The organism is Bacteroides sp. 214 (assembly GCF_010501015.1).
GTDB lineage: Bacteria > Bacteroidota > Bacteroidia > Bacteroidales > Bacteroidaceae > Bacteroides.
In genome coordinates this window covers 56,284-77,189 of record NZ_QVML01000011.1, presented here as the reverse complement: position 1 = coordinate 77,189, position 20,906 = coordinate 56,284, and the positions used below count along the sequence as shown (strand labels likewise).

Below are 20,906 nucleotides of genomic sequence, written 5' to 3'. Positions count from 1 at the left end.
AAGTTTCACTGTAGCGATGTTGTACGGTTTTATGCATAAATAAGAAAATATTATGCAGCAAAAAGGTGACAACCAAATCCCGTATAAGACAGAAGAGATAATAATGGCACAACAAAAGCAACAACAATGCAGTGGCAAAAGCGTCATATTGCAGTGCTTTAGCCACAGAGTGATAGTGCTTCAAGATTTCTCTTAAATAGGTTTGTAGGTGGAGGCTCTTAGAATGTTGGAGGAGGCTATTTCTTTTTATTTCTTGGGTGGTGCAAGATGATTTCTTCCCGAAGCCTTTGTCGGTCGATATGCGTATAAATCTCGGTAGTAGCGATGGATTCGTGTCCCAACATTTCTTGAATGGCACGCAAATTGGCACCCCCTTCGAGTAGATGCGTAGCAAACGAATGGCGGAAGGTGTGCGGACTGATTCTCTTTTTTAGCCCGATTTCATCGGCATATTCTTTAATAAACTGAAAAACAGCTATCCTGCTTATTGCCTTTCCGCGGAGGTTGAGAAAGACGAAATCTTCGAAGTCGCGAGCGACATCCAAATGTACTCTATCCGTAAACCACAGCTGTATCTCGGCGATGGCGCGTGGCGAGATAGGAACTAAACGCTGCTTGTTGCCTTTGCCTTCTACTTTGATGAAACCCTCTTCGAAGTAAAGGTCGGATATCTTCAGGTTTATAAGTTCGGAAACGCGCAACCCACAACTGTATAGTGTTTCCAGCATGGCACGGTTACGCTGCCCGCCTTTTTTGCCACGGTCTATGACGTTAATCAACGCGTCAATTTCCTTCACTGTCAGTACTTCGGGAATTTTGAAACCAATTTTAGGGCTTTCGAGTAGCTCGGAAGGGTCGGTTTCTAAGTAATCGCTCATAATCAAGAAGCGAAAGAAAGATTTAATTCCCGAGATAATACGTGCTTGCGAGCGCGGATGGATGCCAATATCGTGTAGCCCTGCCACAAAACGGTGCAAATCTTCGAGTGTTGTTTCGAGTACCGGGATTTGCTCAAGCGTGAGGAAAGACATGAGTTTGCCCAAATCGGCAGTATAAGCCTCTAAGGTATTCTGAGCGAGCGATTTTTCCAACATCAGATACTGGTTGTATTGCTTCAGCAAGCGGGCTAAGTAATCCTTATATGCTTTTTTATCAGTTGTTTCCATTCTTTTTCCTACCTTTGCACCTTGAAAAGTTTTTCTTTAAGCAAACGTACGAAAAAATATTGGACAACGATTGGCTTAAGAGTCATTTAACGAAGGTATGGTTATGAAGATACAAATTATGAATGGCCCGAACATTAACTTACTGGGCAAGCGTGAGCCTTCTATCTACGGCAACATGCCATTTGAAACTTACCTGCAAACACTTTGTACATCGTATCCCGAGGTGGAAATCAGCTATTTTCAATCCAATGTTGAGGGAGAGCTAATCAACAAACTCCAAGAAGTGGGCTTTGAAGTTGACGGTATTATCCTGAATGCAGGCGCATACACACATACTTCCATCGCGTTGCTCGATGCCATACGCTCCATAAACGCACCGGTTATTGAGGTGCATATCTCGAATGTACACGCTCGCGAAGCTTTCAGACACACGTCTATGATTGCCGCAGCCTGTCGTGGAGTTATTTGCGGATTTGGGTTAGATTCGTACAAATTGGCCTTGGAGTCCTTTCTGAAGAAATAATAGAGCATATATAATAGGTATTTAGGAATTTATGAAGAAGCAGACAAAGATTGTTGCAACGATTTCGGATCAACGCTGCGACGTTGACTTTTTGGGCGAACTATATAGTGCCGGGATGAATGTGGTGCGTTTGAACACGGCGCACCTGAACAACGAAGGTCTCGACAAAATTATTGATAACACTCGCGAAGTGTCCAGTCAGATAGCTATTTTGATGGACACCAAGGGGCCGGAAGTAAGAACAACCACGAGCAAAGAACCCATTGAGTTTGCTATTGGTGATAAAGTGAAAATAGCCGGTGACCCCATGCGCGAAACAACGCGCGAGTGTATTGCTGTTTCCTATCCTCAGTTTGTCGAAGACGTAACTGTTGGCAGCGACGTGTTGATAGATGATGGCGAACTCGACCTCCGCGTATTGGAGCGCGACGGTGATTTCCTTATCTGCGAAGTGCTGAACAATGCTACGCTGGGTAGCCGTAAGAGTGTCAACGTGCCGGGAGCAAGGATAAACCTACCTTCGCTGACCGAGAAAGACCGCGTGAATATTCTCTATGCAATTGAAAAAGACATCGATTTCATCGCACATTCTTTTGTTAGAAGCAAGCAAGATGTGCTCGATATTCAACAAATATTAGACGAGCATAATAGTGAAATAAAAATCATCGCCAAGATTGAGAATCAAGAAGGCGTTGATAACATTGACGAAATTCTGGAAGTTGCTTATGGCATTATGGTTGCCCGTGGCGATTTGGGTATTGAAGTGGCACAAGAAAAGATACCGGGTATCCAACGTATATTGATTAAGAAATGTATACTTGCGAAGAAACCGGTTATCGTAGCTACGCAAATGCTACATACGATGATTAACAACCCACGTCCTACCCGTGCCGAGGTAACCGATATAGCCAATGCCATTTACTACCGCACCGACGCGCTGATGCTCAGTGGCGAAACAGCTTACGGTAAATATCCGGTAGAAGCAGTGAAGACCATGGCTGCAATTGCCGAACAAGCAGAGAAAGACAAACTGGAAGAGAACGATATCCGTGTGCCACTTGGCAATGAAGTAGATGTGACATCATTCCTTGCTAAGCAAGCCGTAAAAGCTTGCTCAAAAGTAAAAATACGTGCCATCATTACCGATAGTTATAGTGGAAACACTGCGCGTAACTTAGCTGCGTTTCGTGGCAGACACCCGGTATTGGCTATTTGCTATAAAGAAAGAACCATGCGTTTACTCGCCTTGTCGTATGGCGTATTGCCCTTCTTCCTCGAAGAGAAAGACTGCGCGCGCTCCTATTTCTTCTCGGCATTGGATATGCTACTCGAACAGGAGCTTGTGAAAAAAGAAGATATGTTTGCCTACCTTAGCGGAAGTTTCGGCGAAGGAGGTGGTACTACTTTCTTGGAAATAAACAAGATAAGCTACGTGCTGGAAAAGGCGAAAGACTATCAATTGCCCACCTTCTCGCAACGCTAAGCCATGAATAAGGAGGCATCGCTCGAAGCGTATATCCTGCAACACATTGATCCCGAAAGTGATTATCTGAAGGCATTGCTTCGGGCTACAAATGTGAAATTGTTACGACCGCGTATGGCTTCGGGACACTTGCAGGGACGTATGCTGAAGATGTTCGTAGAGATGATTCGTCCGCAGCAGGTACTCGAAATAGGTACATACAGTGGCTATTCCGCTCTTTGCCTGGCAGAGGGACTGCGCGAAGGAACCATGTTGCATACCTTTGAGATTAATGATGAGCAAGAAGATTTTACCCGTCCCTGGCTGGAGAACTCGCCCTATGCGGATAAAATTAAGTTTTACATAGGCGACGCATTGGAATTATTGCCCCAGCTGGGTATTATGTTTGATTTAGCTTTTGTAGACGGTGATAAGCGAAAGTATATTGAGTATTACGAATTAGTACTTGCTCATACCAATGCCGGAGGGTATATACTTGCCGACAATACTCTTTGGGATGGACATGTATTAGAGGAACCGCACCGAACAGACTATCAGACCATTGGCATAAAAAAATTCAATGATTACGTAGCAAAAGATACCCGGGTAGAAAAAGTTATATTACCTTTACGAGACGGATTAACAATCATAAGAAAGCTATAGATTATGGAAACGACCAGACAAAATAAAATTGCACGTTTGTTGCAAAAGGAGCTTAGCGATATTTTCTTGAAACAAACCAAGGCTATGCCGGGAGTATTAGTTTCGGTAAGTGTGGTGCGTGTAAGCCCCGACTTAAGTATCGCCCGCGCGTACCTTAGTATATTTCCTACTGAGAAGGCAGCGGAGATCATTGAAAGCGTAAACGCCAACACCAAATCCATTCGTTACGAATTGGGTACGCGTGTTAGGCATCAGCTTCGTATCATCCCCGAATTGAAATTCTTCGTGGATGACTCCTTAGACTATCTGGAAAAGATTGACTCACTACTGAAGTGAACCTTTCCGTATACATAGCCCGACGCTACCTCTTCTCTAAGAAGAAACACAATGCCATCAACATTATTTCAGGGATATCCACCTGTGGAGTTGCACTGGCTACATTGGCTATGGTGTGTACGCTGTCAGTTTTCAATGGTTTCAGTGATATGGTGGCTACTTTCTTTACGACATTCGACCCGGAGTTGAAAATTATCCCTCGCGAAGGTAAAGTCTTTGATGCCGGCAATGAGCATATACAATCACTCAAACAATTCTCTGAAGTCGCCGTTTTTTCCGAAACACTGGAAGAACATGCTATGGTGCAGTACAAAGGACGGCAAACCATGGTCGTAATAAAAGGAGTGGAAGATAACTTCAATGAGTTGACACAGATTGACAGTATTCTATATGGCAATGGCGAGTTCAAGTTGCACGATTCCGAGGTAAATTATGGTGTACTGGGTGTGGAACTTATTTCAATGTTAGGAACCGGGTTGCAATTCATAGACCCGCTCGAAGTGTATGCACCCAAGCGAAATGCACCTGTGAATATGAGTAATCCGCTTGCCTCGTTTAATAAAGAATATCTCTTTTCGCCGGGATGTGTTTTTGCTGTAAATCAACAAAAATATGATGCGCAATACATTCTTACCTCGTTAAATTTTGCCCGTACTCTTTATGATTATACTACCGAAGCCTCTGCTATTGAGCTAAAATTGAAAGAAGGAGTTTCCGTTAAAGACGCAAAGAAGAAGATAGCTGAATGTGTTGGCGATGATTTTTTGGTAAAAGACCGCTACGAACAACAGATTGACACTTTTCGTATTATGGAGGTAGAGAAGCTGGTATCTTATGTTTTTCTTGTATTCATTCTATTACTTGCCTGCTTCAATATTATTGGCTCCCTGTCTATGCTTATTCTAGACAAAAAAGAAGATGTGCAAACCTTGCGTAGTTTAGGAGCCGACAACTCACTGATTCAACGCATTTTCCTTTTCGAGGGTTGGATGATTTCCTTTTTTGGTGCATTTATCGGAATCCTTATCGGGTTGCTGCTTTGCTTTATACAACAAACGTATGGTGTTATTTCGTTAGGGTCGTCGGTTGGCAGCTTCTTGATAGATGCCTACCCGGTAAGTGTGCAACTCACTGATGTATTACTGATTTTTTTCACAGTAGTGGTGGTGGGCTTTGTGTCTGTGTGGTATCCTGTACGCTACTTGAGTAATAGAATAACCCGTTCTGTCGCTAATTTTGCGCCAAATTAGGGCGAATGGCTTTCTTTATTAAACAAAATTTACTACTTTCGCACTTATCGTTTATTAAGAAACTGTTATCTATCATTTGTTTTCAAAATGGGGCAAATTTCTGTTTTTCTGTATATAACTTTATTGTCGGCCATAATTATCTTAATTTTTGGTTTTTGCCTGCTTGGAATACCGTCTATTCTCGAAAAAGAGCTTAAAAGCTACCTCATTTCACGAAGGTTGTTAGCCTATTCCTATCTTATATTGGGGATTCTAAAACTCGCGGTTATATTTATAAACGGTGAGGAGCAGAGTTTAACCCTTGTGGCGGCTCTTCTTACGTTGGTTGTAGCATCTTATCAAGCATTTATGTTTACCTTCTCCTCTATTGCTCTTATCAATATTCATGCGGTTACCTGGAGCGTATTGATAAAGCAAATCCTTATAATAACACTGTTTTCTTCCATACTCGGTGGTATATATGTATTTGCTCATGAGAGAGTATTTATCATCGCCTTGTTTATTGGCTTTGGCTTGTATGCTCTGCAACTAGTTTATTGCGTCAGGTTGTTTTATAAAGAGTATGCTGACTATAAATTACTGTTGGATAACTTTTTTTCTTATGGCGAAGAAAGACGATTGCGCTGGGTAAAGCAGGTTTTCCTTATCGCACTATTCACTGGATTTTTTGCAATAGCAAGCCTCTTCTTCGGGAATGTTGTTTATCTCTCTTTTGTGGTAAGTTATACACTGCTGTATGTGTATTTTGCGATGAAATATATAAACTATGTGCACGATTTTAGATATCTCATCCCTGTGATACAACATTCAGAGAGGGTGAAAACAAGCGTTCCAATACACGACAATTCCATAGTTAAAAAACTTGACACTTGGATTGAGAGTGAGGGTTATGTGGCGCATGGTATAACACTCGAAATGCTATCTAAAGAGCTTGATGTAAATAACGCTCAACTTGGGCGTGAAATAAATATCCGAAGTGGCCTTACCTTTAGAGCGTGGATTTCTCATCTTCGTGTAGAAAAGTCCAAGCAACTCCTTGTTGGACAACCTCATTTGCCGATTCTTACTGTAGGAGAAAAAGCTGGTTTTGGTAGCAAGGGAAGCTTTTTTCGGCAGTTTATGCAAACGGTTGGTGAAACCCCAATGGCATATCGAAAACGGATAATTAATAAATAAATCTTTGGCTTACGAATCAACACCTCTTCCTAAGTCTCAAAAAATGAGCACTAAACCGCAAATAATTGAAAGCAAATAGATTTGAATGTGAAAAAAAAGCTATATTTGCAGCCTTGTAAATACGTATAATCAAATTAAAGAATAATAATAATAAATAATAGTAAAATGCAAAACAAAGGAATTGTAAAAGTTTTCGCTCTACTGCTTACGCTTGTTTGTTTATTCTATCTTTCTTTTACGTTTGTGAGCAATCACTACGTAAGTAAGTCTAAAGAATATGGAAACGGAGATGTGGCGCAAGAGCAGCACTACTTGGACTCTATGGCCAATAAGAAAATTTGGCTGTGGAATTATACGTTGAAAGATGTTCGTGAGATGGAAATTGGTCTTGGACTAGACCTAAAAGGTGGTATGAATGTGGTGCTGGAAGTGTCTGTAGCAGATGTAGTGAAAGCATTAGCAGACAACAAACCAGACGAAGCGTTCAACAAAGCATTAGCTTCAGCCACTGAGTTGCAAGCTACAAGTCAAGACGATTACGTATCTATCTTCGCTAAAGAATATCGTAAACTCGTTCCGAATGGTCGTCTTTCCGAATTATTTGCAACCCAAAAACTCAAAGATAAAGTTAATCAAAAATCAACCGACTCTGAAGTTGAACGTATATTGAGAGAAGAAATACAAGCTGCGATTGACAACTCATACAATGTACTTCGTACTCGTATAGACCGTTTTGGCGTGGTTCAACCTAACATCCAACGTCTTGAAGACCGTATGGGTCGTATTATGATCGAACTTCCGGGTATTAAAGAACCAGAGCGTGTTAGAAAATTGCTTCAGGGTTCTGCCAATCTTGAATTCTGGGAAACATATAGTGCAAACGAAGTAGCTTCTTACTTGAGAGCTGGGGATGCTAAACTTCGTACTGTTCTTTCGCATGATGATGAACCCGCTGCAGAAGTTAAGACAGAAGAACCAGTTGCTTCAACTTCAGCGCGCGATAGCATCTTGGCGGCTGTATTGCAAGATGATGCCAAAAGCGAAACTGTAAATATGGCTCAGTTGAAAAGAGAGCAACCACTGCGCTCAATTCTTCAGATCAACACTTCAGGTGGTCCTGTTGCCGGCTGGGCTGTTGCAAGAGATACCGCAGAGGTTAATAAATTGCTTGCCATGAAAGAACTTTCGGATGAACTACCTCGCGATCTTCGCTTGAAATGGGGTGTTTCTCCGGTGGATGCTGAAAACAATCTATACGAATTGTACGCTATTAAAGTTACAGAACGCAACGGTAGAGCACCACTTGAAGGTGATGTTATCGTTGATGCAGTAAATGACTTTGACCAATATGGCAGACCATCTGTAAGTATGGTTATGAATACCGAAGGTTCTAGGAAATGGGCGTTGTTGACCAAGCAAAACATAAATAGATCAATCGCTATTGTGTTGGATGGTTATGTATACTCTGCTCCAAATGTAAATGGAGAAATCACCGGTGGTCGTTCGCAAATTACAGGACACTTTACTCCTGAACAGTCAAAAGACTTAGCAAACGTATTGAAGTCGGGTAAAATGCCTGCTCCAACTCGTATCGTACAAGAAGATATCGTAGGTCCTTCACTGGGTGCCGAATCTATTAAAGCTGGTATGATGTCATTTGCTGTGGCGCTTGTCTTGTTGATGATTTACATGATGATGGTCTATGGGGTTGTCCCGGGCCTAATTGCCAACTGTGCGCTGATTATTAATCTCTTCTTTACATTAGGAGTACTTGCTTCATTCCAGGCAGCACTTACCATGTCGGGTATTGCCGGTATGGTGCTTACACTAGGTATGGCAGTAGATGCTAACGTGCTTATTTACGAACGTATCAAGGAAGAATTAAGAAGTGGGAAAGGTATTAAGAAAGCATTAGCCGATGGTTACGCAAATGCATTCTCTGCTATTTTCGACTCGAACTTAACTTCGCTTATCACAGGTCTTATCTTATTTAATTTTGGTACAGGTCCTATTCGTGGTTTTGCTACAACCTTAATGATTGGTCTTGTTATGTCATTCCTCACTGCGGTATTCTTGACACGTATAGTTTACGAATACTTCATGGATAAAGATAAGTTGTTGAACCTTACATTTACCTCTCCGGTATCTAAGAACTGGTTTATCAATCCAAACTATAATTTTATTGCTAACTCTAAGAAATGGCTTACCCTTGTTGGTATTATCTCGCTTGTTTTCATTGGCTCGTTAGCTATTCGCGGATTAAGTCAAAGTATCGATTTTACCGGTGGACGTAACTTCAAGGTGCAGTTTGTGAATCCAGTTGAACCCGAAACAGCCCGTGAACTTATCGCAGATAAATTTGGAGATGCTAACGTAAGCGTTATCGCAATCGGAACCGACAAGAAAACAGTTCGTGTCAGCACCAACTACCGTATTGAAGAAAATTCGGCGACAGTAGACTCAGAAATTGAAGCTTATCTATATGAAGCGTTGAAACCGCTGCTTACAGAAAATATTTCACTGGCTACATTTATCGATCGTGATAACCACACCGGTGGTAGTATTGTTAGTTCACAGAAAGTAGGTCCAAGTATTGCCGATGATATTAAAACTTCTGCACTTTGGTCAGTATTATTCTCATTGATAGCAATCGGCCTATATATCTTGTTCCGTTTCCGTAACATCGCATATAGTGTTGGCTCGGTTGTTGCTTTGATTAGTGATACCTTAATGATTTTAGGTGTATATTCTATTTTCTGGGGAATTCTACCGATGTCGTTAGAAATTGATCAAACATTTATCGGTGCAATACTTACTGCGATTGGTTATTCTATCAATGACAAGGTAGTAATCTTTGACCGTGTTCGCGAATTCTTCGGACTATACCCAAAACGTGAAAAGAAAATATTATTCAATGACTCGATGAACTCTACGTTGAACCGTACGATAAACACTTCTTTGAGTACATTAATAGTACTTATTTGTATTTTTGTTCTGGGTGGAGATTCTATTCGTAGTTTCTCGTTCGCAATGATTCTTGGGGTTATCTTCGGAACACTCTCTTCATTATTCATTGCATCTCCTATTGCTTATATGTTGATGGCTAAAAAGAAAGAAGAAGCATAAGTATATCATTCTATACAAAAATCCCCGTTCTTACTAGTAAGGACGGGGATTTTTTTGTAGCCTCGAGGGGAATCGAACCCCTATCTAATGTTTAGGAAACATCTATTCTATCCGTTGAACTACAAGGCCAACGATATGGATTGCAAAGATAACTTATTCTCTTGATTTTGCAATAATATACAGCCTAAAACCAACTTGTGAGTGATATTTGCGTGTTTAAAAGATATATTGAGTTTCTTGACCAGTTTAGCCGGAAAAGATTTTGCAAAGTCATATAACTTTCCGAAATTTGCCCTAATTATTTAACCCTTCTAAATCTCTAAATGGGCTAGAACATTTTAATTTACACTTATTATGGCAGACAAATTGATGGTAAAAGAATTGGAGGAAGTAGTAGTACGGTTTTCCGGAGACTCAGGCGATGGCATGCAGTTAGCTGGAAGCATTTTCTCCAACCTCTCGGCCGTATTGGGAAATGATATATCTACATTTCCTGACTATCCCGCTGAAATACGCGCTCCGCAAGGATCTTTAAGTGGTGTTTCTGGATTTCAAACACACATTGGTGCGAAAAAGGTATATACCTCGGGCGACAAATGTGACGTTCTTGTGGCAATGAATGCCGCTGCGTTAAAAACCAATGTGAAGTTTCTTACACCACAATCAATTATTATTATTGATTCGGATTCGTTCTCTAAAAAAGATCTTGAGAAGGCACTGTTTGAAACAGACAATCCTTTTGAAGAATTAGGTATTAACAATCAAGTTATTGATGCTCCTATCTCTACCATGTGTAAAGAGAGTTTGAAGGATAGCGGATTGGATAATAAATCAATTCTTCGTTGTAAAAATATGTTTGCACTGGGGCTAACTTGTTGGTTGTTTAATCGCCCCTTGGACTATGCGGTGCACATGTTGAAAGAGAAATTTGCTAAAAAGCCGGTTATTGCCGATGCAAATGTGAAAGTATTGACCGATGGTTTCAATTATGGACATAATACACACGCATCTGTGTCTACTTACCGTATTGAATCAAAAGAACCAAAAGCAAAAGGATTCTATACCGATGTAAATGGAAATCTAGCAACTGCCTACGGACTTGTTGCCGCTGCCGAGAAAGCTGGTCTTCCGCTTTTCCTTGGCTCTTATCCTATAACACCGGCAACAGATATTCTGCATTATCTTTCTAAATATAAAGAACTTGGCGTTGTAACTGTACAATGTGAAGATGAAATATCGGGTTGTTGTAGCGCTATCGGTGCTTCATTTGCAGGTAGATTGGCAGTAACAACGACTTCTGGACCAGGTGTCTGCCTGAAAAGTGAAGCAATCAATCTTGCTGTTATTGCCGAACTTCCATTAGTTGTGGTAAATGTACAGCGCAGTGGTCCTTCTACTGGTATGCCGACTAAGAGTGAGCAATCGGATTTATTGCAAGCTGTTTACGGACGTAACGGTGACAGCCCGTTGGTAGTGATGGCAGCAACTTCGCCTACTAATTGCTTTGATGCTGCCTATATGGCTTGCAAAATAGCATTAGAACACATGACTCCGGTGGTTCTTCTAACAGATGGTTATATAGCAAACGGTGCTGCAGCATGGAAAATTCCTTCGTTGAAGGATTATCCGGCAATTAATCCTCCGTATGTAACGAAAGAAATGCAAGAAGGCTGGAAACCTTACAAACGCAATGAAGACTCTAAGGTGCGTTACTGGGCTGTTCCGGGTACAGAAGGTTTCCAACATCGTATTGGTGGATTAGAGAAAGATTATAATACAAGTGTTATTTCTACTGATTCGGCTAATCACCAGAAAATGACTGAAGCTCGTAAAGCTAAAATTGAAAAGATTGCCGACTGTATTCCTGCTCAGGAAGTACAAGGAGATAAAGATGCTGATTTGTTGATAGTAGGATGGGGAGGAACTTACGGACACCTTCACTCTGCCATCGAACTGATGCAACAACAAGGAAAGAAAGTGGCATTAGCTCATTTTGAATATATCAATCCACTTCCAAAGAACACTGCCGAACTGCTGGGTAAATACAAAAAAGTAGTAGTGGCAGAACAAAATACAGGGCAGTTTGCCGCTATTCTGCGCGACAGGGTTCCAGAAGTGAATATTCGTCAGTTTAACCGTGTAAAAGGACAACCATTTAATGTATTAAGACTGGTTGAAGAGTTTACTAAAATTATGGAGGAAAAGTAAGATGAGCGAAACTGTATATACTGCAAAAGATTATAAAAGCCAGCAACCAGTACGTTGGTGTGCGGGCTGTGGCGACCATGCTTTACTCAACTCTTTGCATAAAGCAATGGCCGATATAGGTGTTGAACCACATAATACTGCTGTTATTTCGGGTATTGGTTGTTCTTCGCGCCTACCTTATTATATGAATACATATGGTTTCCATACCATTCACGGACGTGCCGCAGCTATCGCAACCGGTGTGAAAGTTGCCAACCCGAAACTAAGCGTTTGGCAAATATCAGGTGATGGCGATGGCTTGGCTATCGGAGGTAACCACTTTATTCATGCGGTTCGTCGTAACGTAAATATAAATATTGTGCTTTTGAATAACCAAATCTATGGTTTAACAAAAGGGCAATACTCGCCTACTTCGCCTCGTGGTATGGTAACAAAATCTTCTCCATATGGAACGGTAGAAGATCCTTTCCGTCCGGCAGAATTAGCGTTTGGTGCACGTGGTCGATTCTTTGCTCGTTGTGTAGACGTAGATGGTCCAACTTCTGTTGAGGTATTGATTGCATCGGCAAAACATCAAGGAACTTCTGTTGTAGAAGTACTTCAAAACTGTGTAATCTTCAATGATGGCTCGCAAAGTAGACTTGCTACTAAAGCAGATCGTGCTAAGAATGCCATATACCTGAAACAAGGCGAACCAATGATCTTCGGAGAAAATAACGAGTTCGGCTTGATGCAAGAAGGATTTGGCTTGAAAGTCGTGAAGATTGGAGAAAATGGAATTACAGAAAAAGACCTTTTAGTACACGATGCGCACTGCGAAGATGCTACATTGCATCTGAAGTTGGCTCTTATGGAAGGTCCCGATTTTCCTGTTGCACTTGGAGTAATCCGCGATGTTGATGCACCAACTTATGATAGTTGTGTATATCAGCAGATAGAAGAAGTTCGCGCTAAAAAGAAAGCTCGCACTTTGGAAGAGCTTTTATTGGCAGGCGAAACATGGGAAGTGAAATAACGGTATAATTTTTATTGTTTTATAAAAGGGATGCGCCATTTGGTGTATCCCTTTTTGTTGTTTTAAATGGCAAACTCTTTATGCTACTCAAAAATATCACTGTATTCTGTTTGGTTTCTCACTGTTTTTTGCCTCATATCTCACTGAGTTTTTAAAAATTCTCACTGAGTTCTTGCACAAAACTCAGTCGGTTTTTAAGCGTTCTAACGGAAATAGAACGCCTAAAAACCGAAAAACGGATAAAAAACATCGAAAAACAAACTTTTTTTATTGTTTTTCGATAAATTGTTTGGCTGTTTAAAAAATACTATTTTAATTTGCATATCGAATAACGATAAATAATTATTGAATAACAAACCAAATTAAAAAAGAATAGTCATGAAAAAGTCATTTATGAGCGTAACACTACTAGTAGTATCCATCTCCATGGTAGTAATGTTTTTATGTAGTTCTTCTGCAAAAGCACAGACAAGCAGTAACTTTGTGTACAATCAAGACGGTAATACCGAAACGGTATATACACTTGATAAGTCGGGCAAATATCTTACCCGTAAGTTGAAATATGAGTTTCAAAAAGATGCGAATGGCAACGTAATTGAAAAGAAAGCTTTCCGTTGGAATAGTGCAAAAGAAACATGGTCTCCTTATTATGTATTGAACTTCACCGAGCAAGCAAATTCGTTCATTGTTGAGTATGCTCTTTGGGACAATAAAGAAGGTAACTTTTCTGCCAATTGCCAAAAAGTAATTTATGGAAAAAACATCCAAAATGATTTCATTACTTACCATGCCTATTGCTGGGATTTAGCTTCGCAGTCTTGGCAGATAAGTCACCATTTGTTGGCGCAAAGCTATTTAGCTATTAAATAATATCCCTATTTTTGCACTCTGAAATAATAAACAACAAATGGGAAAATCAATCGGACTCGTATTGCTTTATTATGCCTTCCAAATACTAGGTGGTATAATTGCACTTATCCTATGTGCCATTCCGTATCTTCTCTCTTCGAGCGACCTGACGGGAGTGATGGATAATATCCAGAACGAATCAATGCCACTTACACTGCTTATTTCCATCTTGTTTATGACCATCTACCTATGGAGAAACAAGCTTATCAGTACTGAGAAAGTAACGTGGTCGCCCATCTCTTTCTTATACATAGCAGGTACGGTAGTTCTTTACTTTACATTTCTTTCCTTGGAAGATTTTATGTTTCAATACCTGCCCGAGATACCCGATTTTACCAAAGACGCGCTTAATGCTATGCAAGAGGGTGTACTGGGTGCATCAGCGATAGCATTTTTTGGACCGGTGCTCGAAGAACTACTCTTCAGAGGAGCCATACTTACCATTTTGCTGCGCAAGTTTACGCCTTGGAAAGCGATACTAATTTCGGCTCTTATTTTCGGAGTGTTTCATCTAAATCCGCCACAAATCATTTCGGCTACACTGATTGGCTTAATACTGGGTTGGCTTTATTATAAAACAGCAAGCCTTATCCCGTGTATTATCATTCATGTGTTGAACAATAGCTTATCGGTCTATTTGGGAATAAACTATCCTGAGGTTGAATATGTAAGAGAGCTAGTTCCCGAAGGCACTTATACCATCATCATTGTTGTTGCGCTGATTGCTTTTGTAGGCGTATTATGGCGCATGGCAAAACAACCAACAACAACATTCTGGGCAATAAAGAAAGAAGAAATTATAGAAGATAACAATAATTACTAATACCATGAAAAAGCGATTAAACATACTGTGCGTATTAATTTTCTTAGTTTTGGGATATTCTACCTATCAAAGTGGCTATAGTTCCGGAAGGGCTTTGCGTTTAGGAATGGATATCGGCAAAACAAAAAACAAAGAACTTCTTCAGCGTGTGTACAACATGCATTCGGTAGGACTTATGCCAAAATCAGAGCACTTCCTTGCCGATTCTGTTTACAACGAAAAAACAGATACTTACCTTCCTGCCTCGTATAGTTTGCTTGCTGTAAGTATAGATGCCAATGCAGGTTCGGGCTATCCCATCATGTTGGTCATTTTTTCATTGCTCAGTTTTATCGCAATGGTTACTGCCATTATATTCTTTATCCTCTTGGTTGTCTCGGTTAATAGATCGGATATCTTCACTTGGAAAAATATTTCGCGTATTCGTTGGGTAGGCTATATGCTTATTCTCTATTTTGTATCCAACTTAGTTCCTATTTTGCTTACCGAAACGTTGCTTAAAGGCGTGCTTAGCATCAAAGGGTATATGCTGGACTTCAGTGAATTAATCACTACTACAAGTTTAATTTTGGGTATTGCTTCTCTAATCATTGCCGAAGTATTTGCTGTAGGTTTGAAGATGAAAGAAGACCAGGAACTCACTATTTAATTGAAACCTTATGAAAACAAAAATAAATATTATTTGCGTCCTTATCTTTGTAGCCATCGTCGGGTCGTTTGTTAACTTCGTTGTACTTGAGTGGCACGATTTTGTATGGGGAGTTACGACGGGATGGGATGCTGCCGGCGAATCGAAAGATTATAATTATGATCCAAACGGACCTGCTGAGCAATTCATTACGCTCTTACCAAAGGAATATGGTCTCTATTCGGATAGCATCTATAATGAAAAAACAGCAGAGATGATTCCTGTTCAGTACAGGGAGGTTGTTATGAAAGTAAAAGAAGCCAAAGAATTCTCCGGAGTATATATATTCCGTATGCTGTTTGGCCTTATCGCTGGTGCTATGGCACTGTTGCAGCTAATCGTCTTCATCAGATTCATTGTTTCCATCAACAAATCGATTATTTTCGATTGGAGTAATGTTGTTAAACTGCGCACAATGGGTTACTCTATGCTTATTCAGTTTGCAGCCATTGCGCTTCACAACTATATATATTACAAACAGCAGTTGGCGCTTATTGAGTTAGAGAAATACAAACTCACTATCGATATGTGGGATTTCTATTCGCTCATACCCGGACTGGGTGTCTTACTGATAGCCGAAGTGTTTGCTTTTGGCTTAAAGCTACGCGAAGAGCAAGAATTAACCATTTAAATCTAATGACATGCCAATAATAGTAAATTTAGATATCATGATGGCTCGCCGGAAGATTTCATTGAGTGAGCTTGCCGAAAAAATAGATATAACACCCGCCAACCTTTCCATTTTGAAAACAGGAAAGGCAAAGGCTATTAGATTTTCTACACTCGAAGCTATTTGCTTGGAACTAGATTGTCAGCCCGGCGATATTCTGGAGTATCAGGAAGAAGAATAATTTTTTATGCTCCTTTTGCTTTAAATGCCAGTGCGTACATCCGCATTTGTTTTACCATAGAGAGTAGTCCATTGCTTCGGGTAGGAGATAGGTGCTCTTTCAATCCTATTTTGTCAATGAAATAGAGATCGGCGTTGAGTATCTCATCGGGCGTATGTCCTGAAACCACTTTGATTAGCAGTGAAATAATTCCTTTTACAATCACCGCGTCACTTTCTGCACGAAAGTTAATGACTCCCTCTTGGTAATCGGCATGTAACCAGACACGGCTTTGACAACCCTCAATAAGGTTCTGCTCGGTTTTATATTGTTCATCGAGCGGTGCCAGTTCACTACCCAAGTCAATGAGCAGTTGGTAGCGATCCATCCAATCGTCGAAGTCGCTAAACTCGGCGATTATCTCTTCTTGTTTCTCGTTGATAGTCATATTTTTGGTTTATTTTTCTTCGTAAATAACAGCAAGAACTGTTTGTCCTACTGCTTTAAGGGTAGTGCGGTCAATGTTATCCATAGTATCGTTCACGGTATGCCAGAAGTTGCCGAAGCTATATACGTCATCATGAGGAACGATATCGATGCTTGGGATACGAGCGAACTCATTAACAGGCCAATGATCGTCGGTAACACCTCCCGTACGGGCATCTACAAAGGTTTTTCCATAACCCAATGCACGTGCTTTGTCCCATACTTTGCGGTTGATGTCTTTAGCATAACGCTCGGAGTAAGCCTCTTTATGGAAAGTAGCCTCTTTACCTCCTACCATATCCAGCAAAATACCAAAGCGGGCATTATAGTTGGCTACGTGTGGGTTTCGCGCCCAATATTGTGAGCCGAGGCACCAATATTCGTCCTTATGTTCGCCTTTGTGAAAACGTGGAGCGCCATAGTCTTCGGCGTCGAAGAAGATAATGTCAATACCCAGTGCAGGGGCATTTTGTTGGATAAGGCGTGCTACCTCTAAAAGCACCCCCACGCCACTTGCACCATCGTTGGCTCCCAGCACTGGTTTGTGATGGTTCTTTTCGTCGGGGTCGGCATCCGACCACGGGCGGGTGTCCCAATGTGCAAAGAGCAGAATTCGTTTTCTGTTTTCCGGTTGATATGAGCCGATAATGTTTCGGGCTTTAAGAATAGTACCGTCAAAGGCAATGAGTTCAACGTATTGATTGGTAACAGTGGCGCCATATTTGGCAAGTTGGCTGGCAAGAAATTCGCCACAGGCTACGTGTTGCTTGGTATTGGGTACTCGTGGACCGAAATCTACCTGTTGCTGTACAAAAGCGTAAGCACTATCGGCATTGAAATTGGGCACAGCAACCGGTGCGATGTAGGGTTCTACGCTTTCCCTTGATTTATTGTTGGTTTTGCAGGCGGCAGCTAAAATCGCTACGGTTGCGAGCAACAAAAACATTCTTATCTTCATCTCTGCTTTTGATATTTATGTGTCAAAAGTACGAAATAATTTACGAGCGCATTACTTGTGTGCGGCAAAATTCAGAGTTACTACTTTCTTATTAACATCCATTTCCACTTCGGCACCACAAATCAACGGTACATTATTCGTTACGTGTCCTACAGGGAAATTGAAGCAAATAGGGAAGTCGTACTCCTTCAGTATATCTGCTATAGCACCGTAAAGTTCCTTGCCAAGCGATTTGTCCTCGTCGAACTCGGTAAATTGTCCGATAATCATCCCTGACAACTTATTCAATACACCACCAAGTTTCAGGTTATAGAGCATACGTTCAATGCAATGCGGACGTTCGCCAACATCTTCTATAAAGAGAATAGTACCTTCGGCAGGAAAGTCGTAGGGAGTGGCACGTAAACCGTTGAAGACAGACATATTTCCGCCATAAAGTATTCCTTTTGCAGTTCCGGAACGGTTGAGTTTATGTGGTTTCAGCGAGTACTGAGGCAAATGACCGAAAAGCATCTCTTTAAGGTACATGGAACATGGGTCGTTTATCTCTTCCATACAGAGATGCCGCCCCATAAGCGAGTGGATAGAGGCATAACCGTGCGACTGAAATAACAGGTGCAGAGCGGTTATATCACTAAATCCCATTAACCACTTGGGCGATTCGTTGAACTTGTCGAAGTTTAATTGGTCGAGAATATGTACCACACCGTAGCCACCCCGGCTACAGAATATGGCTTTGATTTCTTTGTCGTCCATCGCCTTCTGAAAATCGGCAAGGCGTTGCTTACTTGTTCCGGCATAGGTTCCCGATTCCGCACCTGCATTTTTGCTCAACACGGCTTTTAACCCCCACATTTCCAAATGCTTTTTTACCTCCTTAAGCAGGTTCTTATCAAATTTGCCCGAGGGCGAAACAATGGCTACTTTATCGCCAGGTACCAAAAATGGAGGAAATATAAGTTGCTTCATGCATCCAATCGATTAAGAAAGTTATTAGTTGAACAAAAGTACAGTAATTTTTGAATTATTTTTAGAAACTGCTTTTGAATTTATGACTGAGCGATTGTGCGCCTATGGACGAGTGATCGTGTGCCTATGGATGACGGGTCGTGAAACTATGGCTGACGAGTCGTGCGCCTATGGCTGACAGGAGATGCGCCTATGGCTGACGGAGGGGGTTGATGTGCGAATAAATTAATTCCACCACCGGCTAAACTATTAAAATGTTACTTAAGTGACCGTAATTATGTGGAAAACCTGTTTGAAATCTCATAGTTTTTTCTCATTTTTGCTAAAAAATATATCATTATGAAGCCTATACGTAGTTTTGATGAACTGACGGAACACCTAAAATCCCTTAAAATAAGGAAGCGTATTGCCGTTGTATGTGCCAATGACCCTAATACGGAGTATGCCATTGCACGCGCGCTTGAGGAAGGTATAGCAGAATTTCTGATGATTGGCGATTCGGCCATTCTGAATAAGTATCCCACCTTGCGCAACTACCCTGACCATGTGAAATTTATCCACATTGAGAATCCCGATGAAGCTGCTCGGGAAGCTGTACGTATTGTGCGCGAAGGCGGAGCAGATGTATTGATGAAAGGAATTATCAATACAGATAACCTGTTGCGTGCCATCCTCGACAAAGAAAAAGGATTACTCCCGAAAGGAAAAGTACTGACACATCTGTCGGTGGTGCAAATTCCTACATACGACAAGTTATTGTTCTTTTCGGATGCAGCGGTAGTACCTCGCCCTTCGCTCCAACAGCGTATTGAGATGATTTGGTATGCCATACGTACTTGCCATAGTTTTGGAATTAAGGAGCCACGCGTCGCGTTGATACACTTTTCTGAAAAGGTAAGTGCCAAATTCCAGAACTCGCTCGACTATGTGAATATTGTGGAACTTGCCGAAGCCGGCGAATTTGGTAACGTTATTATAGATGGTCCGCTCGATGTACGCACCGCCTGCGAGAAGGCAAGTGGTGACATCAAAGGAATAGCATCTCCTATTAACGGTGAAGCAGATGTGTTGATATTTCCTAACATAGAAGCAGGAAATACATTTTATAAATCTGTATCTTTGTTCGCGAAAGCCGAAATGGCGGGTTTGCTGCAAGGCCCTGTCTGTCCGGTAGTACTTCCTTCGCGAAGTGATTCGGGCTTGTCTAAATATTACAGTATCGCCATGGCTTGTTTAACCAGCAAATAATACACAGATGAGAATTTTAGCTATTAATCCAGGCTCTACTTCTACCAAGATTGCCGTTTATGAGGATGAAAAACTCATAATGGAACGCACTATTCGTCATTCGGTCGATGAATTGAGTAAATATCCTTCGGTTATTGACCAATATGCTTTCCGAAAAGAGTTGGTGCTTACTGCTTTGAAGGAACAAAACAATTCGCTTACTTTTGATGCGGTAATTGGTCGGGGCGGATTGGTGAAACCTATTCCTGGTGGTATATACGAGGTAAATGATGCGTTGAAACACGACTTATTGCATGCCAAACGTAATCATGCATCCAACTTGGGCGGACTCATAGCCGCCGAGCTTGCAGGCATGATACCTGGTTGCCGCTCTTTTATTGCCGACCCCGTTGTGGTTGACGAACTGGATGAAATAGCTCGAGTTACGGGTTTACCTTTTTTACCACATCTCTCCATCTTTCATGCGCTGAATCATAAAGCCATTGCCCGTAGACATGCTGCCGAGCAAGGTGTTAAGTACGAAGAGTTAAACCTTATCGTTTGCCATCTGGGCGGAGGAATTTCTGTAGCAGCTCACCGCGAGGGGCGTGTAGTTGATGTAAATAACGCACTCGATGGCGAAGGCCCATTTTCGCCCGAGCGAGCAGGAACACTCCCGGCCGGGCAACTTATCAAGCTTTGTTTCAGTGGCGAGTACACCGAAGAGGAATTGCAAAAGCTTATTGCCGGACGTGCCGGACTAACAGCACACCTTGGTACTACCGATATCCCTTTGATTTTGAAATGTATTGAAGAGGGCGACGAACGTATTCAACTGGTGTTGGATGCTATGATATACAATGTGGCCAAAGCCGTAGGAGGTGCTGCCGCCGTGTTAAAAGGAAAGGTAAACGCCATTTTACTAACAGGTGGAATAGCCTATAGCGAATATGTTACGTCGGCACTGCGAAACTACATTTCTTTTCTTGCTCCTATTCACGTTTATCCGGGTGAAGATGAGTTGCAAGCACTTGCAGAAAATGCCTTGGCGGCATTAAAAGGCGATTTGGAAATAAAAACGTACTGCTGAT

Annotated in this window: 20 protein-coding genes and 1 tRNA gene; 16 read left to right on the top strand and 5 right to left on the bottom strand. The window is 41.4% G+C overall.

The features are described 5' to 3' along the window. Positions 1–236: 236 nt before the first annotated feature. Complete coding sequence (xerD, locus tag D0T50_RS09235) at positions 237–1,166, bottom strand: site-specific tyrosine recombinase XerD (RefSeq protein ID WP_163223239.1); 930 nt, start codon at positions 1,164–1,166, stop codon at positions 237–239. 103 nt (positions 1,167–1,269) lie between these two features. On the opposite strand from xerD, the gene aroQ reads away from it, so the two are divergent. The 7 genes from aroQ to secDF all read left to right on the top strand — a co-directional run bounded on the left by aroQ (position 1,270) and on the right by secDF (position 9,702). After that, positions 1,270–1,689: a type II 3-dehydroquinate dehydratase gene (aroQ, locus tag D0T50_RS09230; RefSeq protein ID WP_163223238.1), complete on the top strand. Its 420-nt coding sequence runs from the start codon at positions 1,270–1,272 to the stop codon at positions 1,687–1,689. Between the two features lie 31 nt (positions 1,690–1,720). Continuing rightward, on the top strand, positions 1,721–3,172 hold the full coding sequence (gene pyk / locus D0T50_RS09225; protein ID WP_163223237.1) for a pyruvate kinase: 1,452 nt from the start codon (positions 1,721–1,723) through the stop codon (positions 3,170–3,172). 3 nt (positions 3,173–3,175) lie between these two features. Then, complete coding sequence (locus D0T50_RS09220; RefSeq protein ID WP_163223236.1) at positions 3,176–3,814, top strand: O-methyltransferase; 639 nt, start codon at positions 3,176–3,178, stop codon at positions 3,812–3,814. Between the two features lie 3 nt (positions 3,815–3,817). Beyond that, positions 3,818–4,150 (top strand): 30S ribosome-binding factor RbfA, encoded by a 333-nt coding sequence (gene rbfA / locus D0T50_RS09215; RefSeq protein WP_163223235.1) that lies wholly within the window; start codon positions 3,818–3,820, stop codon positions 4,148–4,150. After that, entirely contained in the window at positions 4,147–5,400 is a 1,254-nt protein-coding gene (locus D0T50_RS09210) for an FtsX-like permease family protein (protein ID WP_163223234.1), read from the top strand. The genes rbfA and D0T50_RS09210 overlap by 4 nt, the downstream gene beginning before the upstream one ends. A 303-nt stretch (positions 5,401–5,703) precedes the next feature. Beyond that, positions 5,704–6,576: a helix-turn-helix domain-containing protein gene (locus D0T50_RS13995; RefSeq protein WP_163223233.1), complete on the top strand. Its 873-nt coding sequence runs from the start codon at positions 5,704–5,706 to the stop codon at positions 6,574–6,576. A gap of 165 nt (positions 6,577–6,741) precedes the next feature. Next, positions 6,742–9,702 (top strand): protein translocase subunit SecDF, encoded by a 2,961-nt coding sequence (secDF, locus tag D0T50_RS09200; RefSeq protein WP_163223232.1) that lies wholly within the window; start codon positions 6,742–6,744, stop codon positions 9,700–9,702. A 57-nt stretch (positions 9,703–9,759) separates the two neighbouring features. On the opposite strand, the gene D0T50_RS09195 is transcribed toward secDF, so the two are convergent. Beyond that, a tRNA-Arg gene (locus D0T50_RS09195) sits at positions 9,760–9,831 on the bottom strand. A 225-nt stretch (positions 9,832–10,056) separates the two neighbouring features. Between D0T50_RS09195 and D0T50_RS09190 the strand changes: the two genes are divergently transcribed. From D0T50_RS09190 to D0T50_RS09160, 7 genes are all read left to right on the top strand, one after another. Next, positions 10,057–11,910, top strand: a complete 1,854-nt coding sequence (locus D0T50_RS09190; RefSeq protein ID WP_163223231.1) for a 2-oxoacid:acceptor oxidoreductase subunit alpha — start codon at positions 10,057–10,059, stop codon at positions 11,908–11,910. 1 nt (position 11,911) lies between these two features. Further along, on the top strand, positions 11,912–12,925 hold the full coding sequence (locus tag D0T50_RS09185) for a 2-oxoacid:ferredoxin oxidoreductase subunit beta (RefSeq protein WP_163223230.1): 1,014 nt from the start codon (positions 11,912–11,914) through the stop codon (positions 12,923–12,925). A gap of 378 nt (positions 12,926–13,303) precedes the next feature. Next, complete coding sequence (locus D0T50_RS09180) at positions 13,304–13,795, top strand: DUF3836 domain-containing protein (RefSeq protein WP_163223229.1); 492 nt, start codon at positions 13,304–13,306, stop codon at positions 13,793–13,795. Between the two features lie 37 nt (positions 13,796–13,832). After that, entirely contained in the window at positions 13,833–14,657 is an 825-nt protein-coding gene (locus D0T50_RS09175; RefSeq protein WP_163223228.1) for a CPBP family intramembrane glutamic endopeptidase, read from the top strand. A gap of 4 nt (positions 14,658–14,661) precedes the next feature. Next, positions 14,662–15,306 (top strand): DUF2975 domain-containing protein, encoded by a 645-nt coding sequence (locus D0T50_RS09170; RefSeq protein WP_163223227.1) that lies wholly within the window; start codon positions 14,662–14,664, stop codon positions 15,304–15,306. A gap of 10 nt (positions 15,307–15,316) precedes the next feature. Next, a complete protein-coding gene (locus tag D0T50_RS09165) occupies positions 15,317–15,976 on the top strand; it encodes a DUF2975 domain-containing protein (RefSeq protein WP_163223226.1) in 660 nt (219 codons plus the stop codon). Positions 15,977–15,986: 10 nt separating this feature from the next. Next, complete coding sequence (locus D0T50_RS09160; protein ID WP_163223225.1) at positions 15,987–16,196, top strand: helix-turn-helix transcriptional regulator; 210 nt, start codon at positions 15,987–15,989, stop codon at positions 16,194–16,196. A gap of 4 nt (positions 16,197–16,200) precedes the next feature. On the opposite strand, the gene D0T50_RS09155 is transcribed toward D0T50_RS09160, so the two are convergent. From D0T50_RS09155 to D0T50_RS09145, 3 genes are read right to left on the bottom strand one after another with little or no spacing between them, the layout of a single operon-like run. Further along, positions 16,201–16,623, bottom strand: coding sequence for a SufE family protein (locus tag D0T50_RS09155; protein WP_163223224.1), 423 nt, complete (start codon positions 16,621–16,623; stop codon positions 16,201–16,203). Between the two features lie 9 nt (positions 16,624–16,632). Continuing rightward, positions 16,633–17,619, bottom strand: coding sequence for a M28 family peptidase (locus tag D0T50_RS09150; RefSeq protein ID WP_163223223.1), 987 nt, complete (start codon positions 17,617–17,619; stop codon positions 16,633–16,635). Positions 17,620–17,670: 51 nt separating this feature from the next. After that, positions 17,671–18,588: an LD-carboxypeptidase gene (locus tag D0T50_RS09145; RefSeq protein WP_163223222.1), complete on the bottom strand. Its 918-nt coding sequence runs from the start codon at positions 18,586–18,588 to the stop codon at positions 17,671–17,673. Positions 18,589–18,927: 339 nt separating this feature from the next. On the opposite strand from D0T50_RS09145, the gene D0T50_RS09140 reads away from it, so the two are divergent. Further along, positions 18,928–19,836 carry a phosphate acyltransferase gene (locus tag D0T50_RS09140; protein ID WP_163223221.1) on the top strand — a complete coding sequence of 303 codons (909 nt, stop codon included), beginning with the start codon at positions 18,928–18,930 and terminating at the stop codon, positions 19,834–19,836. A 7-nt stretch (positions 19,837–19,843) separates the two neighbouring features. Further along, on the top strand, positions 19,844–20,905 hold the full coding sequence (buk, locus tag D0T50_RS09135) for a butyrate kinase (protein ID WP_163223220.1): 1,062 nt from the start codon (positions 19,844–19,846) through the stop codon (positions 20,903–20,905). Position 20,906: the final 1 nt, after the last annotated feature.

Bases quoted from the DNA above. Each gene is read 5' to 3' on its own strand.
- xerD (WP_163223239.1), bottom strand. From the start codon at position 1,166: ATGGAAACAACTGATAAAAAAGCATATAAGGATTACTTAGCCCGCTTG.
- D0T50_RS09175 (WP_163223228.1), top strand. From the start codon at position 13,833: ATGGGAAAATCAATCGGACTCGTATTGCTTTATTATGCCTTCCAAATA.
- D0T50_RS09160 (WP_163223225.1), top strand. From the start codon at position 15,987: ATGCCAATAATAGTAAATTTAGATATCATGATGGCTCGCCGGAAGATT.
- rbfA (WP_163223235.1), top strand. From the start codon at position 3,818: ATGGAAACGACCAGACAAAATAAAATTGCACGTTTGTTGCAAAAGGAG.
- D0T50_RS09155 (WP_163223224.1), bottom strand. From the start codon at position 16,623: ATGACTATCAACGAGAAACAAGAAGAGATAATCGCCGAGTTTAGCGAC.
- D0T50_RS09180 (WP_163223229.1), top strand. From the start codon at position 13,304: ATGAAAAAGTCATTTATGAGCGTAACACTACTAGTAGTATCCATCTCC.
- D0T50_RS09140 (WP_163223221.1), top strand. From the start codon at position 18,928: ATGAAGCCTATACGTAGTTTTGATGAACTGACGGAACACCTAAAATCC.
- D0T50_RS09150 (WP_163223223.1), bottom strand. From the start codon at position 17,619: ATGAAGATAAGAATGTTTTTGTTGCTCGCAACCGTAGCGATTTTAGCT.
- aroQ (WP_163223238.1), top strand. From the start codon at position 1,270: ATGAAGATACAAATTATGAATGGCCCGAACATTAACTTACTGGGCAAG.
- D0T50_RS09170 (WP_163223227.1), top strand. From the start codon at position 14,662: ATGAAAAAGCGATTAAACATACTGTGCGTATTAATTTTCTTAGTTTTG.
- D0T50_RS09190 (WP_163223231.1), top strand. From the start codon at position 10,057: ATGGCAGACAAATTGATGGTAAAAGAATTGGAGGAAGTAGTAGTACGG.
- secDF (WP_163223232.1), top strand. From the start codon at position 6,742: ATGCAAAACAAAGGAATTGTAAAAGTTTTCGCTCTACTGCTTACGCTT.
- pyk (WP_163223237.1), top strand. From the start codon at position 1,721: ATGAAGAAGCAGACAAAGATTGTTGCAACGATTTCGGATCAACGCTGC.
- D0T50_RS09185 (WP_163223230.1), top strand. From the start codon at position 11,912: ATGAGCGAAACTGTATATACTGCAAAAGATTATAAAAGCCAGCAACCA.
- D0T50_RS09220 (WP_163223236.1), top strand. From the start codon at position 3,176: ATGAATAAGGAGGCATCGCTCGAAGCGTATATCCTGCAACACATTGAT.
- buk (WP_163223220.1), top strand. From the start codon at position 19,844: ATGAGAATTTTAGCTATTAATCCAGGCTCTACTTCTACCAAGATTGCC.
- D0T50_RS09145 (WP_163223222.1), bottom strand. From the start codon at position 18,588: ATGAAGCAACTTATATTTCCTCCATTTTTGGTACCTGGCGATAAAGTA.
- D0T50_RS09165 (WP_163223226.1), top strand. From the start codon at position 15,317: ATGAAAACAAAAATAAATATTATTTGCGTCCTTATCTTTGTAGCCATC.